14 protein-coding genes are annotated in these 15,026 nt (G+C 62.4%); 6 read left to right on the top strand and 8 right to left on the bottom strand.

Translation table 11 applies throughout. The features are described from left to right. Positions 1–2: 2 nt before the first annotated feature. Entirely contained in the window at positions 3–407 is a 405-nt protein-coding gene (locus ACR9Y2_RS10700) for a globin family protein (protein WP_435041222.1), read from the bottom strand. A 216-nt stretch (positions 408–623) separates the two neighbouring features. Between ACR9Y2_RS10700 and ACR9Y2_RS10695 the strand changes: the two genes are divergently transcribed. The 4 genes from ACR9Y2_RS10695 to ACR9Y2_RS10680 all read left to right on the top strand — a co-directional run bounded on the left by ACR9Y2_RS10695 (position 624) and on the right by ACR9Y2_RS10680 (position 6,359). Beyond that, positions 624–1,211, top strand: coding sequence for a sigma-70 family RNA polymerase sigma factor (locus ACR9Y2_RS10695; RefSeq protein WP_435041221.1), 588 nt, complete (start codon positions 624–626; stop codon positions 1,209–1,211). Between the two features lie 8 nt (positions 1,212–1,219). Continuing rightward, positions 1,220–3,946, top strand: a complete 2,727-nt coding sequence (locus ACR9Y2_RS10690; RefSeq protein WP_435041220.1) for a protein kinase domain-containing protein — start codon at positions 1,220–1,222, stop codon at positions 3,944–3,946. Beyond that, the gene (locus ACR9Y2_RS10685) at positions 3,946–4,353 is read left to right on the top strand and encodes a globin domain-containing protein (RefSeq protein ID WP_435041218.1); all 408 of its coding nucleotides are present in this window, start codon (positions 3,946–3,948) and stop codon (positions 4,351–4,353) included. The genes ACR9Y2_RS10690 and ACR9Y2_RS10685 overlap by 1 nt, the downstream gene beginning before the upstream one ends. A gap of 80 nt (positions 4,354–4,433) precedes the next feature. After that, a complete protein-coding gene (locus tag ACR9Y2_RS10680; RefSeq protein ID WP_435041216.1) occupies positions 4,434–6,359 on the top strand; it encodes a DUF2961 domain-containing protein in 1,926 nt (641 codons plus the stop codon). Between the two features lie 133 nt (positions 6,360–6,492). Here the strand turns inward: ACR9Y2_RS10680 and gcvPB are convergent, their stop codons facing one another. The 7 genes from gcvPB to ACR9Y2_RS10645 all read right to left on the bottom strand — a co-directional run bounded on the left by gcvPB (position 6,493) and on the right by ACR9Y2_RS10645 (position 13,601). After that, on the bottom strand, positions 6,493–7,977 hold the full coding sequence (gene gcvPB, locus ACR9Y2_RS10675) for an aminomethyl-transferring glycine dehydrogenase subunit GcvPB (RefSeq protein ID WP_435041214.1): 1,485 nt from the start codon (positions 7,975–7,977) through the stop codon (positions 6,493–6,495). Further along, a complete protein-coding gene (gcvPA, locus tag ACR9Y2_RS10670) occupies positions 7,977–9,290 on the bottom strand; it encodes an aminomethyl-transferring glycine dehydrogenase subunit GcvPA (RefSeq protein ID WP_435041212.1) in 1,314 nt (437 codons plus the stop codon). The genes gcvPB and gcvPA overlap by 1 nt, the downstream gene beginning before the upstream one ends. A 137-nt stretch (positions 9,291–9,427) precedes the next feature. Further along, on the bottom strand, positions 9,428–9,808 hold the full coding sequence (gene gcvH, locus ACR9Y2_RS10665) for a glycine cleavage system protein GcvH (RefSeq protein ID WP_435041210.1): 381 nt from the start codon (positions 9,806–9,808) through the stop codon (positions 9,428–9,430). Beyond that, complete coding sequence (gene gcvT / locus ACR9Y2_RS10660) at positions 9,805–10,911, bottom strand: glycine cleavage system aminomethyltransferase GcvT (protein WP_435041208.1); 1,107 nt, start codon at positions 10,909–10,911, stop codon at positions 9,805–9,807. Before gcvT ends, gcvH begins: the two co-directional genes overlap by 4 nt. Positions 10,912–10,986: 75 nt before the next feature. Then, positions 10,987–12,285: a glycerate kinase type-2 family protein gene (locus ACR9Y2_RS10655; protein WP_435041206.1), complete on the bottom strand. Its 1,299-nt coding sequence runs from the start codon at positions 12,283–12,285 to the stop codon at positions 10,987–10,989. 6 nt (positions 12,286–12,291) lie between these two features. Further along, positions 12,292–12,819 carry a shikimate kinase gene (locus ACR9Y2_RS10650; protein ID WP_435041204.1) on the bottom strand — a complete coding sequence of 176 codons (528 nt, stop codon included), beginning with the start codon at positions 12,817–12,819 and terminating at the stop codon, positions 12,292–12,294. Further along, entirely contained in the window at positions 12,816–13,601 is a 786-nt protein-coding gene (locus ACR9Y2_RS10645) for an SDR family NAD(P)-dependent oxidoreductase (RefSeq protein ID WP_435041202.1), read from the bottom strand. The genes ACR9Y2_RS10650 and ACR9Y2_RS10645 overlap by 4 nt, the downstream gene beginning before the upstream one ends. 41 nt (positions 13,602–13,642) lie before the next feature. Between ACR9Y2_RS10645 and ACR9Y2_RS10640 the strand changes: the two genes are divergently transcribed. Next, positions 13,643–14,299, top strand: a complete 657-nt coding sequence (locus ACR9Y2_RS10640; protein WP_435041200.1) for an LON peptidase substrate-binding domain-containing protein — start codon at positions 13,643–13,645, stop codon at positions 14,297–14,299. A 10-nt stretch (positions 14,300–14,309) separates the two neighbouring features. Next, a complete protein-coding gene (locus ACR9Y2_RS10635; RefSeq protein WP_435041198.1) occupies positions 14,310–14,996 on the top strand; it encodes an HAD family hydrolase in 687 nt (228 codons plus the stop codon). The last annotated feature ends 30 nt before the right edge of the window (positions 14,997–15,026 follow it).

Here is a 15,026-nt window from a genome sequence, read left to right as displayed (position 1 = left end):
GATCAGCACCTTCCGGCCACCAGAGACGCCATGGCGCCGCGTTGGAGGGTGGACGATACGAGGCCGCAGAGGGACAGCCAGGCTTCGCGGACTTCGGAGGTAAACTTTTCGCCTAAAGCCTGTTGCAGGGTCCACAAAAGACAGGCGCCGACCGCATCGGGGATATGCTCGCCGGCGCCTGGGGTGGAGGTGTTCGTCGAGTTGTCCATAAAGTCGAGGCTGCGGACAGCCACGGCAATCACACGCATGAGCTTCTGCGCCTGCTCCTCCACAGGAGCGCAGAAGACGTAGCGGAGGGACGGTTCCACGGCGAACAACCGGTGGAAAAAGATGACCCCGGCTTCGATTGAGATCGGCTTCAGGGCCGCGTAGCTTGCCTGCACCAGAGATTTCTGACGAGACGTCATGGTCTTAGCTCCGAGTAATCTAGGTCCGGGCGGGGGTGCCAGCCGAATCCTGGGTTAGCTGCCTCCGAGCGCCTAGTGGGGCAGAGCCCACCGAAGGAGAGCAATGGACGCGACTTCCAGTCCGGGGCAGCATATTTTCGCTCTCATATAGATCTGCGCAAACGACCGGCGAAACGTACCAATGGATGAAAATATTTTTCACGTCTAGAATGGGCTATGGTCAATTTGCCCGGTGGATCTGCCCGGGAACAGGTGACGAAGCTTCTTGTGGACTGGGGCCAAGGGAACAAAGAAGCGCTGGACCTGCTTACCCCCATTGTTTATAGGGAATTACACAATCTGGCAGAGCGCTATCTGCGGCTGGAACGGAATGCGGCGACACTGCAGCCGACGGCCCTGGTGCATGAAGCCTATCTGAAGCTGGTGGCGCAGGATGTGCCGGACTGGCAGAGCCGGTCGCATTTTTTTGGCGTGGCGGCGCATCTGATGAGACAGATCCTGGTGGACAATGCCAGGAAGCACCGGAGTGAGAAGCGCGGCGGAGGCATGGTCAATGTCCCACTGGATGAGGCGTTATCGATGTCACCGGAGCGTAGTGCAGGGGTGATTGCGCTCGACGATGCGCTGAATCAACTGGCGATTGTGGATGAGCGGAAGGCCAAGGTAATCGAGCTGCGTTTCTTCGGCGGGATGACGGTTGACGAGACAGCGAACGCACTGGGGATTTCGGTGGCTACCGTTGGGCGGGAGCAGAGGCTGGCCGAGGCATGGCTGCATAGAGAGATGAGCCGGACGCCGGCCTAGACGGCTGGATGATGGGACCTGACAACTGGAAGCGCGTAGAAGAGCTGTTTAACGAGGCAGTGGAACTGCCGAAGGCGGAGCGCGCGCGCTGGCTGGACGAGCAGTGCGCGGGCGACGCGGAACTGCGGACTGAAGTGTTGGCGCTGCTGGACAGTGACGAAGCGGCCCAGGGGTTTGTGGAGCAGGAGGTGGCGGGGGCGGTGCTGGAGCTGCACTCCCGCCGGGCAGCGCCGGAGACGCGGCGGATTGGGCCGTACCGGCTGGTGCGGGAATTGGGCCGGGGCGGGATGGGCACGGTTTACCTGGCGGAGCGGGCGGACGACCAGTACCAGGGTGAAGTCGCGATCAAGCTGGTGCGGCAGGGGATGGACACGGAGTTCTTCCTGGCGCGATTCCGGCGTGAGCGCCAGACGCTGGCTCGGCTGCAGCACCCGAACATCGCGCGACTGCTGGACAGCGGGACGACGGACGAGGGACTGCCCTTCATTGTGATGGAACGGGTGGACGGGGTACCCATCAACACCTACTGCGAAGAACACAAGCTGGGTGTAGATGCGTTGCTGCGGCTCTACCTGCAGGTCTGCGCGGCGGTCGCCCACGCGCATCAGAATCTGGTGGTCCACCGGGACCTGAAGCCGGGCAACATCCTAGTGGATAGGACGGGCACTCCGAAGCTGCTGGATTTCGGGATCTGCAAACTGCTGCTGCACGAGCCGGGTGAGGGAGAGACAGTGACGGGCGCGGCGATGATGACGCCGGACTATGCGAGTCCAGAGCAGGTACGCGGAGAACCGATCACGGTGGCCAGCGATATCTACTCATTGGGCGCGGTGATGTTCGAGTTGCTGACGGGCACGCGTCCGCACCTGATCGAGAAGTACTCGCCGCAGATGCTGGAGCGGGCGATCTGCGAGGAGGAGATCCGGCGGCCGAGCACACTGGTCAGTGACAAGACCCGGGCCCGGCAGTTGGCCGGGGATCTGGATACGATCATCGGGCGGGCGATGCAGAAGGAGCCGTCCAGGCGGTACCACTCAGTCGAACAGTTTGGAAACGACATCCGGCGGCACCTGGACAACCGGCCAATTACGGCGCGGCCGGATACGGTAACCTACCGTGCCCGGAAATTCGTATTGAGGAACCGGGGCGTCCTGGCGGCCGGATTTGCCGTGGCAGCGGCGTTGACCGGGGGTGTCATCGTTTCGGCACACGAGGCCGCGGTGGCGCGGCAGCGGTTCGGGCAGACCCGGAAGCTGGCGAATGCACTGATTTTCGACGTGTATGACAGAGTGAAGCCGTTGCCTGGATCCCTGCCGGCGCGGGAAGCGATTGTGCGGACGGGCATGGAGTATCTGGACAACCTGTCAGCATCGGCCCGGGACGATGGGGACCTGCGTGTGGAACTGGCGGGGGCTTACGAGCGGATGGGCGAAGTACAAGGCAACATCCTGGGCTCGCACAACGGTGACACGACGGGCGCGCAAGCGAGTTTCCGCAAGGCCTTGTCTACCTTAGAGGGGCTGCCGAACAACGGAGCAGCGGGCCAGGCGCGCCTGCGCATCTACCAGCGACTGGGCAACCTGGAAAGTTATACCGGTCACAAGGCTGAAGCGCTGCGGGTGTATCAGGAAGCCGTGAAAATCGGTGACGAGCTGGCGAGGAGCGGACTAAACAACCAGGCGCGGCGCAGCCTGGCCGGCATTTACGATTCGATCAGCCGCGTGTATCGGGAAAACGGCAAATCGCAGGAGTCGCTGGAGAGCGAGAAGCAGGCATTGGGATTGCTGGAAGACGCGTTGAACGCGAATCCCGGTGACCGGGGGCTGCAGGCCTCGGTGGCGGCCTCGAATGCCGGCTACGGCATGGCTTTGGCCGGTGTGAACCAACTGGAAGCGGCCGTGCGGAAGTTTCAGGTTTCAGCGGACGCCTGGGAGAAAATCTGCCAGGCGGAACCAACGAACATTGACCATCAGCGGCAGCGCATGCTGGCGTACAGCCACCTGGGCGACGTGAAGGGCAATCCGAACTACCCGAATCTCGGCGACAAGGCGGGTGCGCTGGCCGCCTTCCGCAAGATGATGGAGATCGCCGGAAGCCTGCACGAGAGCAACCCCTCGGATCAGGGCAGTTTGTTCGACTACGGCATGGCGACGATGCGGACGGCGGCGCTGCCGGCGCAGAGCGCGGAGGAGCAGGTGGTGCTGTTCCGGAAGGCGGCGGGCCTGCTGGAGCAGGCTTCGAAGAACAGTCCGGCCAATATCAATATCGTGGTGAATCTGGCGGCGCTGCACGAGCAACTGGGGGATGTACTCCTGGGTGCGGGCCGGACAAAGGAAGCCGACCAGGAATTCCTGGTGAGCCATCAGCTCGCGGGCAAGCACCTGGGCGAGATGCTGCCGTATTACCGGATTTACATTACGACCGGCAGGAAGCTGGCGGAGTCTGCCGCGGGGCGCGGTGAGAGCGAGACGGCGCTGCAGTACGCCAACCAGGCGGTGACGGTAGCAGAGAAGTTGAGCACAGCGAAGGGCGCCGGAGTACCGCAGCGAGCGCTGGCGCCCCGGGCTTATTCAGGTTTGGCGTCGACCTACGAGAAGTTGCACCGGGCGGCGGATGCGCGGCGTTGGCGGGAGAAGGCGCTGGCTCAGTTTCAGGAACTGCAGGACAAGCCCGGATTCACGCGCTATCACAAGGACGAGATGCTGCGGGTGGAGAAGGCATTGAAAGGGAAGTAATGCGGCAGGACGCACAACTGGTCCGCGATAGCTTTGAGTTGATCCGGGAGGTGTCGACCCCGACAGCGATGCTGTTCTATGGTCGGCTGTTCGACCTGGACCCGACGCTACGCGGATTATTCCACGTCGATTTCAAGGCACAATCCGTCAAGTTGATGGACACGCTGGCGCTGGTAGTGGAGAGTGCCGACCGGCTGGAGCAGCTACGGCCGACACTGAGGGACCTGGGACGCCGGCACGTCGATTACGGCGTGCGGCCGGAGCACTACCAAACGGTGAGCACGGCTCTACTATGGGCGCTGGCCCAGGCGATGCAGCCCGATTTTGACGATGACGTTCGGGCGGCGTGGACGCGCATCCTGGGCGAGGTCTGCCAGGAGATGCTAGTGGGGGCGGAGCAGGGCTGAGAGCGCGCCTGTGCGCCGTGATAGCATTCTGACTCAGCGAAGGCCGGGTATGGCCGGATGCAAGCGCGGCAGGAGGCTCTATGCGAGTGCTGGCGGTGTTCTGTGTTTGGAGTGCTGTGTTGTGGGCGCAGGATTCCCTTGATTTGGCGCGAATCCACGAAGGGCGCGCGTTACGGTCGTCGAGTAACAATACCGATCTCACGAGCAACGACGACAGCAAGCGGCCGATTCCTGGTGAGACGGTCGTGCTGGCCGACCTGGAAGGGCCGGGGGTGGTGCAGCACATCTGGCTGACCATCGCTGCGAACGAATACGCGTGGCCGCGACTGCTGCGGCTGAGGGTCTACTACGACCACAGCGCCACGCCGAGCGTGGACGTGCCGGTGGGCGATTTCTTTGGCGTCGGACTGGGGCACGAGCGGTCGCTGCGTTCACTGATGGTGGTAAATGGCTCAGAGGGCCGGTCGCGCAACTCTTACTGGGCGATGCCCTTCCGGAAGGCGTGCAAGATAACGATCACGAATGAAGGCCGCCGCCGGGTTTCCAACCTCTACTACCACGTGGATTGGGAGAAGCGGCCGCTGGCGGCGGACATCGGCTATTTCCATGCGTGGTACCGGCAGGAGTTGCCAGCCCAGGCTGGGCAGCCATACGAGGTGCTGTCGGTGACAGGCCGCGGGCAGTATGTGGGCACGTTGCTCAACGTGATCCAGGTGGCGCCCGGGTGGTTTGGCGAGGGCGATGAGCATCTGTTCATCGATGGCGAGAAGACGGCTTCCATCCAGGGCACAGGCACTGAGGACTACTTCAACGATGCGTGGAGCTTGAGGGTTGGCGATAGTCCTTACTGGGGCGTAACGACGGCCGAGGGGACCGGACGCGGATCGCGAATGTCGGCCTATCGGTGGCATGTGCGGGATCCGATTCCGTTCCAGAAGAGTCTGCGGTTCGTGTTTGAGCACGGTGGCTGGACGTACAACGAGAACGGCACGGTGCGGTCGGCGTTCGAGGAGCGGGCGGATCTTTTCTCCTCCGTTGCGTTCTGGTATCAGGTGGGCGTGGCGCATGGTCTGCCGGAACCACCGTATGGTTCGGCGCGGCTGCCGCACGGGAATGCGCGGCAGATCGAAGCCGAGTCGCTGGCCGGGGAGGTGCGCACGGAGAAGGGCCACATGGAGATCCAGAAGGAGGTCTTCTGGTCTCGCGATTTGCTGTACTTCCAAGCAGAGGGGCCAGGCTCTCGGCTGGAGATCCCGTTGGATGTCGAAGAAGACGGCTACTACGAGATTGTGGCGCAGGTGGCTCACGCTCCGGATTATGGGGACTACCGAACCCAGCTGGATGGGGCTCCGGTGATGGAGATGGGCGATTTGGAACATGAACCCGGCGCGAACATGGGTGACCGGGTGGCGTTGTGCGGCTGGGGTCCGGAGTTGTATGTGGCCGAGGACCGCATGCTGGGCTGGCGGAAGCTCACGAAGGGCCGGCACTGGCTGGCGTTTATCTGCGCCGGCAAGGATATGCGGGCTACGGGGTATCATCTGGGACTGGATGGCCTGATCTTGGCCAAGGTGGGGCAACCGGCAGCAGTGAAAGCACCGGTGGCGCCAAAGGGTGTCTCCAGCCTGATCAGCGCCTTGAAGGATCCGGACCCGGTGCAGCGGGGAGTGGCCGCGCTGGCGTTGCGAGATTTGGGAGTCGGCGCGAGAGAGGCTCTGCCGGCCTTGGCCGCAGCGTTGAAAGACCGGGATACGGGCGTCCGCATGACGGCGGCCGACGCGATCGCCAGGCAAGGCCATGGCGCTGTCGCGGTGATGGACGCGTTGATCGAAGCGGGCCAGGTAAAAGGAGAAGACGCGCACGTGCAGCGCAGTGTGGCGATCGCGTTAGGTGGGATTGGTGCGGATGCGACGAAGGCACTACCGATGCTGGCCGAGTTGGAGAAGATCCCGCGCGTACAGGCCACGGCGACGACGGCAATCAGGCAGATTCAGGGAAAACGTTGAGCGGCGGGCTGAGCTATCAAAAGCAGGGCTCCGCCGTCCAAAGAGTTGTGAGACCGGAGCGGACACGCCGGGTTCGATGCCACCCTGCCAGGGGCGACAAAGGACTTCCGCTCCGGCCGCCATGCAGGGAGCGCTAGGGCTTCCAGCGAACAATCGGTTTGCGCGCCGCGGTGACTTCGTCCACACGGGAAGTGCGGGTCATGTAGGGCGCGTGTTTCACCATCTCGGGATCGGTGTCGATCTCGTCGGAGATGGCGATGAGCGAATCGCAGAAGGAGTCGAGTTCCTGCTTCGATTCCGTTTCCGTGGGTTCAATCATGAGCGCGCCGTGCACGATCATGGGGAAGCTCACGGTATAGGGATGGAAGCCGTAGTCGATGAGGCGTTTGGCAATATCGCCGGTACGCACGCCTTTAGCTTCCTGACGAGTGTCCTCGAACACGCACTCGTGCATCGAGGGCGCGTCATAGGCGATCTGGAAGTAAGGCGCGAGCCTGGCGCGCAGGTAGTTGGCGTTCAGCAGCGCATCGAGGGTGGCGTTGCGGAGGCCGGGGCCGCCGTGGGCCATGATGTAGGCCAAGGCACGGACCAGGACTCCGAAGTTGCCATAGTAAGCACGGACGCGGCCGATGGATTGGGGACAGTTGTAATCCCAGGTCCACTGGCCATTGGCCTGACGGAGGCGCGGGGTGGGCAGGAAAGGTTCCAGGTGCGACTTGACGCCGACAGCGCCGGCGCCAGGACCGCCACCGCCGTGAGGCGTGGAGAACGTTTTGTGGAGGTTGGAGTGGAGGACGTCGATGCCGAAGTCGCCGGGCCGGGCGACGCCGACCAGCGCGTTGAGATTGGCGCCGTCCATATAGACCTGGGCGCCCTTGGCATGGAGGATGCCAGCGATCTTGACGATGTTTTCTTCGAAGACACCGACCGTGTTGGGGTTGGTGATCATCATGGCGGCGACTGTGTCGTCGACGGCGGCTTCGAGCACTGCGGGGTCGATCATGCCCTGCTCATTGGACTTGAGCGTGGCGACTTCGTAGCCGGCGATGATCGCGGTGGCCGGATTGGTGCCGTGGGCGGAGTCGGGGACCAGGACCTTTTTGCGCGGATTACCCAGGGACTCGAGATAGGCCCGAATGAGCATGATGCCGGTATACTCGCCATGCGCCCCAGCGGCGGGCTGAAGGGTGACGGCGTCCATGCCGAAGATCTCACCGAGGTAATGTTCGAGGACGGCGGCGATCTCCATGACGCCCTGGGAGAGGGACTCGGGCTGGTAGGGATGGGCCCAGGCGAGGCCTTCAATCCGGGCCACGGCTTCGTTGATACGCGGGTTGTACTTCATCGTGCACGAGCCCAGCGGAAAGAGGCCGAGATCGATGCCGTAGTTCCAGGTGGACAAGCGGGTGAAGTGACGGATCACCTCCACTTCGCTGACTTCCGGGAAGTTTTCGATTTCCGCACGGACATTTTCGCCGCCCAGGGCTTCGGAGGCGTCCACGGCGGGCACGTCCAGTTCCGGGAGTTGGTAGCCGGTTTTGCCCGGATGTGAGAGTTCGAAGAGCAGGGATTCGTTCTGCGTGAGATGGGGGCGGATTTTGCCGAGAGTCTTGGGCATTAGAGCAGAACCTCCTTGACGGCGTCGATGTCGGCGCGCTTCGACATCTCGGTGGCGCAGAGCAGCATGGAATCTTTCAATTCGGGGAAGAAGCGCCCAAGCGGCAGGCCGCCGATGATCTTCCGGTCGAGGAGCGCCGCGTTGGCCTCTTCGGGAGTCCTACCCTTGGGGCGGGCGACCACTTCGTTGAAGAACGGGCCGCTGAAGGGGAGGTCGAGCCCTTTGGCGAGGTAATGCGCCTTGGCGAGGTTCTGTTCAGCGAGCTCGCGGAGGCCCTGTTTGCCATACACGCTCATGAAGACCGTAGCCATCAGGGCGATGAGGGCCTGATTGGTGCAGATGTTGGACGTGGCCTTTTCGCGGCGGATGTGTTGTTCACGAGTGGAGAGTGTGAGGCAGAAGGCGCGATTGCCATCAGCATCTTTTGTCTCGCCAACGAGGCGGCCAGGAATCTGGCGCATGTACTTCTCTTTCGTGGCAATGATGCCGGCGAAGGGTCCGCCGTAGCTGGGCGAGATGGCGAAGCTCTGCAGTTCTCCGACGACGATATCGGCGTCGCGAGGCGGCTCCACCAACCCCAGGGACACAGCTTCGGAGAAGACAACCACCAGCAGGGCGCCGTGCTTGTGGGCGAGCTCAGAGGCCTGTTTGATGTTCTCGACGATTCCGAAGAAATTCGGCGACTGGAGGATGACGCAGGCGATGTCCTTGTCGAGCTTCGACTCAAGGGCGGGCACGTCGATGGCGCCGGTCTTGGGGTCGTAGCCAAAGGATTCCACGTGCAATTGGGCATTGCGGGCCGCGGTGTCGAGCACTTCGCGGTATTCGGGGTGCAAATTGGCGGCGACGAGGAACTTATGGCGGCCGGTGACACGTGTGGCCATCATGGCGGCTTCCGGCACGGCTGTGGAGCCGTCGTACATGGACGCGTTGGCGACCTCCATGCCGGTTAGCTGGCAGACCATGGTCTGGAATTCGAAGATCGTCGTGAGGGTCCCCTGGGCGATCTCGGCCTGATAGGGAGTGTAAGAGGTAAGGAACTCGCCGCGGCTCACAACCACGTCGCAGAGGACGGGCCGGTAGTGCGAATAAACCCCGGCACCGAGGAAGCTGGCGTAGCCGTTGGCGTTCCTGGCGGCCTGCTGCTTGAAGTAGTCGGAGATTTCGTACTCCGATTTGCCGGCAGGAATGTCGAGGCTCCGAGGGAAGAGGGCTTCCGCGGGGAGGTGGGCGTAGAGGTCATTGAGGGACTTAAGTCCGCAAGCGTCGAGCATGTCACGCCGCTCGGCGTCAGAGTGGGGCAGGTATCGCAATTGTGATGGCTCCCGGAAATGGAGCGGCCGGGAAGGCCACCCCAATACTCTATTGTAGCCTTGCGGCCCGGGTTTCGAGATTACCGGGCCGCTTTAGGTCACTGGGGAAAGTTGGGGAGGGCGGAAGCGAGGCAGGGTTAGCCGCCGATGAAGGCCTGGTATTCCTCGGCGGAGAGGAGGCCGGAGACTTCGGCGGGGTTGGTCAGGCGGATCTTGACGAGCCAGGCATCGCCGTGCGGGTCTTCGTTGAGTTTTTCGGGGGCCTCTGCAAGGAGTGTATTGATCTCGAGGACCTCTCCGGAGACGGGCGCATAGATGTCGCTGACGGCTTTGACAGACTCCACGGAACCGAGGCTCTTGCCGGTTTCGATCACGGAGCCGATCTTGGGGAGGTCAACATAGACAATGTCGCCGAGTTCGTTCTGGGCATGATCGGTGATGCCGATGGTGCCGGTGTCGCCGTCGACGGACACCCACTCGTGTTCTTTCGTGTAGCGGAAGGTTTCTGGGTAGTTCATTTCGCTCGCTTGTAGAAAGGGATGGGGATGGTTACTGCTTCGACAGGGGCATTCCGGACCATAACTTCGATGGAGGTGCCGGGGACGGCCTTGTCGAGGGGCAGGTAACACATTCCGATGTTCTTGTTGAGCGTCGGGGAGGGGCCGCCGGAGGTAACCCAACCGGCGGGAGCGCCCGCAACGCGGACTTCGTAGCCATCGCGGCCGATGCCGCGACCACACATCTCAAAGCCGATTAGTTTGCGGGTGAGGCCGGCAGCCTTCTGCTCTTCCAGCCGGGCGCGGCCGAGGAAATCGCCCTTGTCGAACTTCACGATCCACTGCAGGCCAGCTTCGAGCGGTGAGATGGAAGCGTCGATTTCGTGGCCGTAGAGGGCCATGCCGGACTCCATGCGGAGCGTGTTGCGGGCGCCCAACCCAGCGGGTTTGATCCCGAACTCCTCGCCGGCGGCCATCAATTCGTTCCAGCGCTTCTCAGCCAGGCTGGGGTCGACATAGATTTCGAAGCCGTCTTCGCCGGTGTAGCCGGTGCGGGCGATGCGGGCCCAGTCGCCGGAAACTTCGCCATCAGTGAACCAGTAGTACTTGATGGGGCTGAGTTCGGTTTTGGTGAGCTTTTGGAGGATAGACAGCGCCTTGGGCCCCTGGACAGCGATCTGGGCATAGCGCGGACCAGCGTTTTCGACAGTGCAATCCCAGCGGTTCTGGGCGGCGATGTGTTCGAAGTCCTTGTCCTGGTTGGAGGCGTTCACGCACAGGAAGTAGGAATCATCGGCGACCTTGTGAACCAGGATGTCGTCCACGAAGCCGCCGTGGTCATAGAGCAGTCCGGCGTAGTGGACCTGTCCGATGGCCAGTTTGGCGGCGTTGTTGGTGGAAACGTAGTTGACGAGCGAGAGGGCTTCGGGCCCTTTGATCTCGATTTCGCCCATGTGGCTGACATCGAAGAGGCCGGCGGCGGTGCGGACGGTGTTGTGCTCGTCGATGATGCCGGAATACTGTACGGGCATGTCCCAGCCGCCGAAGTCCACCATGCGGGCCTTGAGGGCGCGGTGGGCGTCGTTGAGAGGCGTTTTCAGCAGGACAGCGGAAGGGTCACTCATAGGATTTTGGCTTACGGTCAACTCAATCTAACATAGGGCACCCCCGGTCGGCGCAGCCGTTGCGGGGCGTCGATGTTATCGCAGGAGCATGAGCCGGACATCCATCACGTTGGTGCCGGTCGGCCCGGTCTTGACAAGGTCGCCCAGGGGGGCAAAGAAATGGTAGGAATCGTTGCGGCCAAGGGCTAACGCCGCATTCAGCCCCAGCTTGGCGGCGCGCTGGACTGAATCGCCGTCGGCCATGGCCCCGGCCGCGTCCGTGGGGCCGTCGGTTCCGTCGGTGCCGCCGCTGAAAGCGAGCACGCCGGGCTGGCCGTTCAGGACTATGGCGGCGGCGAGAGCGAACTCCTGGTTTCGGCCTCCGAGCCCGTCGCCGCGGATGGTGACTGTCGTTTCGCCGCCCGAGATGAAGCAGACAGGGGGTTTAGACGGTCGTCCCGTAGCGCGGGCCTCACGGGCGATGGCGGCGTGCATAAAGGCGACATCCTTGGTTTCGCCTTCGATAGTGGTGGAAAGGACGACGGGCTTGTAGCCCAGGTCCTTCGCTTTGGCGGCCGCGGCTTTCACGGCCAGGAGGTTGCTGCCGATCACGAGGTTGCGGGTCCGGGCGAAGCAGGCATCCCCCAGTTTAGGCGTATCGTCCACGGTGCCTCGGAGACCGGCCTGAAGCCGGGTGCGGACGCTGGCAGGCAACCGGGTGGCGAGGCCGTACTTTTCGATCACGGTCCAGGCGGATTGGAAGGTGGAAGGGTCGGGTGCGGTGGGGCCCGAACCGATGACGTCGAGCGGGTCGCCCACCACGTCGGAGAGCATTAGCGAGACAACGGTTGCGGGCGCGGCCAGGCGGGCGAGTTGACCGCCCTTGATCACGGAGAGGTGCTTGCGGACGGCGTTGAGCTCGTGGATAGTGGCGCCGCAGCCGAGCAGCAGCTTGGTGGTGTCCTGTTTCTCAGCCAGGGTGATTGGCGCGGCCGGCAACGGCAACAGGGCCGAGCCTCCGCCGGAGATCAGGCAGAGGACCAGGTCATCCGCGCTGGCTTCGGTGGCGAGTGCGGCAATCTGGCGAGCGCCATCGACCCCGCGCTGATCGGGTACGGGATGGCCGCACTCATTCAGGCGGATGCGTTTGAGATCAGCGAGATGGCCGTCCTTGGTATTGATGAGGCCGGTGGTGACATGGGCGCCGAGGGTTTGCTCCACGGCGTGGGCCATAGCCGCGGAGGCTTTGCCCGCACCGAGAACAAAGATACGGCGAAACCGATGAGTGGGGATCCTCTTGAGGGCGGCGATGACCGCCGTCTCCGGTTGGGCGGCATCGACAGCGGCCTGGAAGATGGCCTTGGCGTCGCGGCGGAGAACACGGGAGAGAGGCATGGGCAATTAGAAGATGGGCAGTTTCAGTATGGAATCGACCGCGCCCTGAGAGCCGTCCGGCCCGACGGCGATCCGGTAGTCCGACTTGTCGTAGAATTCGCGCCTTGCCCAATAGAGGGACTCGAATTTCTCAGGATCCCGGGCGAGGGGCCGGTGGGTGGAGTGGGCGATGCGCGAGCGGATGAGTTCCAGCGGGGCATCGAGCCAGATCGAGAGTCCGTGGTTTTGGATGAGCTCGAAATTCCTGGGTTGGGCGAAACATCCGCCACCGACGGAGATGACCCAGGGGACGCCGCGGGCGACATCAGAGACACGGCGTTTGAGGGCTTCGCTCTCGATGCGGCGAAACTCGTCTTCGCCGTGCGTATCGAAGATCTGGCCGATGGGTTGTTGCTCGCGCGCCTCAATATCCTCGTCAAGGTCGGCAAATCGCCAGCCGAGGTATTTCGCGAGAGCGCGACCCACCGTCGTTTTTCCGCTACCCATGAAGCCCACCAGGTAGATGCCTGGTGTGCGCTTCAACTTTAGAATCATGCTTGCTGCTCCAATTGGCGGTGGAACCGCGCCAAGAACCTTTCAGTCTGCCACGGAAAGAGCCGCGCCGCGAGAAGGAGCAGACGAGCGCTGCCTGGCGTCACTACGGTCCTGTCTCCTTTTTCGATGCCCCGGACAATAGCGCGAGCGCATTCGGCGGCAGTGATGGCGAAATGCGTGGGGTTGGTGAGAGAAGCTGGCATGGCTGTTCCACGGACGTTCTGAGGAAAGTTTGTTTTCACATAGCCGGGGCAGACGGTCATGACCTGTACGCCGGTGGAAGAGAGTTCCGAGCGGAGCCCCTCCGACAGGGCACACAAGGCGAACTTCGAAGCGGAATACATGGAAAGCCACGGCAAGGTCAATCTCCCAGCGACTGAACTGATATTGACGATCATGCCGCCTCCACGCTCTTTCATCAAGGGCGCAGCCAACTGGATGAGATGTAGCGGAGCAAACAGGTTGAGTTCGAACATCGCGCGGACGTCGTCAAGCGGAGCCTGCGTGGGTGGCGCGTAAAGACCATAACCGGCATTGTTGATTAGGAGATCGATGCACCCGAAGTGGTCTAGCGAGCGCTGGATGAGGGTTTCGCGAAAGGAGGAGTCACAGAGGTCGCCGTGGATCACCAGGTCCTCCGGTAGGGCGACGGCGGACAACCGCTCGATGGATCGGCCGGTAAGGACCAGGCGCGCGCCAAGGCGGCGGAGTTGCGTGGAAAGGGCGGCTCCGATGCCGGAACTGGCTCCTGTGACGAGTGCGACCTGGCCGGAAATCTTCATGTTTGAGGGCGGTCGCCGGCGCGGGCTGGACATACCTCCGTATGAGCCATAATACAAAGATGCCGGAGGGCCTGCTGCCGCTGTTTCCACTGGAAGTGGTGCTGTTCCCGAACACTGCTTTGCCGTTGCACATCTTCGAGGAGCGTTATAAGGAGATGATCAACGAGTGCATTGCCGGGGATCGTGCGTTCGGCGTAGTGCTTTCGCGAGGGAATGGGGTGCTGCGGACCGGAAGTACGGCTACCGTGGAGCAGGTTCTGCAGAGGTTTGAAGACGGCCGGATGGACATCCTCACGCTCGGGCGCCGGCGGTTTGAAATCATCTCCATCCAGACCGAGCGCAGCTTCTTCCAGGCGGAGGTTCACTACTTCGACGACGAGGACACGGAACCGTCCAACTCGCAGACAATTCTCCAGGCGCTTGAGAGGTTTGACGAGCTGGCCAAGCTCACGGAAGATGATACCGAGACTCCGGAAGCGGACCATCCTGAGCTGAGCTTTCAACTGGCGCAGATCTCGACGGATTTGAGCTTCCGCCAGACACTGCTGCAAATGCGTTCCGAGGCGGACCGGATGGAGCAAGTATGTGAGCATCTTGCGGTGCTATTGCAGCGGCACAAAGTCGGAAAAGAAATCAAGAAAGTGGCGCGGCTGAACGGGCACGGTAAGCATACTCCGGACCTTTCCGGCCTCGAATAGTCGGTTACGAATGCGGTTGAACCTCCTGATCGACGCCGACGATACGTTGTGGGAGAACAACGTCTACTTCGAAGAGGCTTTCGAGCAGTTTGTCGCGTTTCTGGAGCACTCGACACTGACCGCGGACGAAGTGCGCAGCATCCTGGACGAGATCGAACTGGCGAACAGCAAAGTGCACGGGTACGGATCGTTGAACTTCGGCAGGAATCTGCAGGAGTGTTACCGGCGGCTGGCCGGACGAGCCATCCGGAATGCGGACCTGGAAACGGTGAAGGGCTTTGCGCTCCGGATTCTGGAGCAGCCCATCATATTGATGGAGGGAGTGGCAGAGACGCTGGAGTACCTGTCGGGCCGGCACGCCCTGACGATTTGCACGAAGGGCCACGAGGAGGAGCAGAAGCTCAAAATCGACCGCTCCGGCGTGGGCATCTGGTTCGAACATGCCGCCATCGTCAAGGAGAAAGACCGTGCCTCGTACCAGCGCCTGGTGGCCGAGCGGGGCTTGGATCCGGCGATCACCTGGATGATTGGGAACTCTCCGAAGTCCGACATCAACCCAGCGCTGGAAGCAGGCTTGAACGCAGTATTCGTACCGCACGAACGGACTTGGACCCTGGAGAGGCAGGCATTGCGTGAGCCTGGCCCCGGACAACTGGAGATTGTGCAGGCGTTTTCAGACCTGCGGCGCCTGTTTTAAGGGCGAACAGGACGTCCCACGAGCGGACAG

Origin of the sequence: Paludibaculum fermentans (assembly GCF_051172195.1) — a bacterium.
Taxonomy (GTDB): Bacteria; Acidobacteriota; Terriglobia; order Bryobacterales; family Bryobacteraceae; genus Paludibaculum; species Paludibaculum fermentans_A.
The sequence above is the reverse complement of the archived record's forward strand: the minus strand, read 5'-3'. Positions and strand labels throughout refer to the sequence as shown.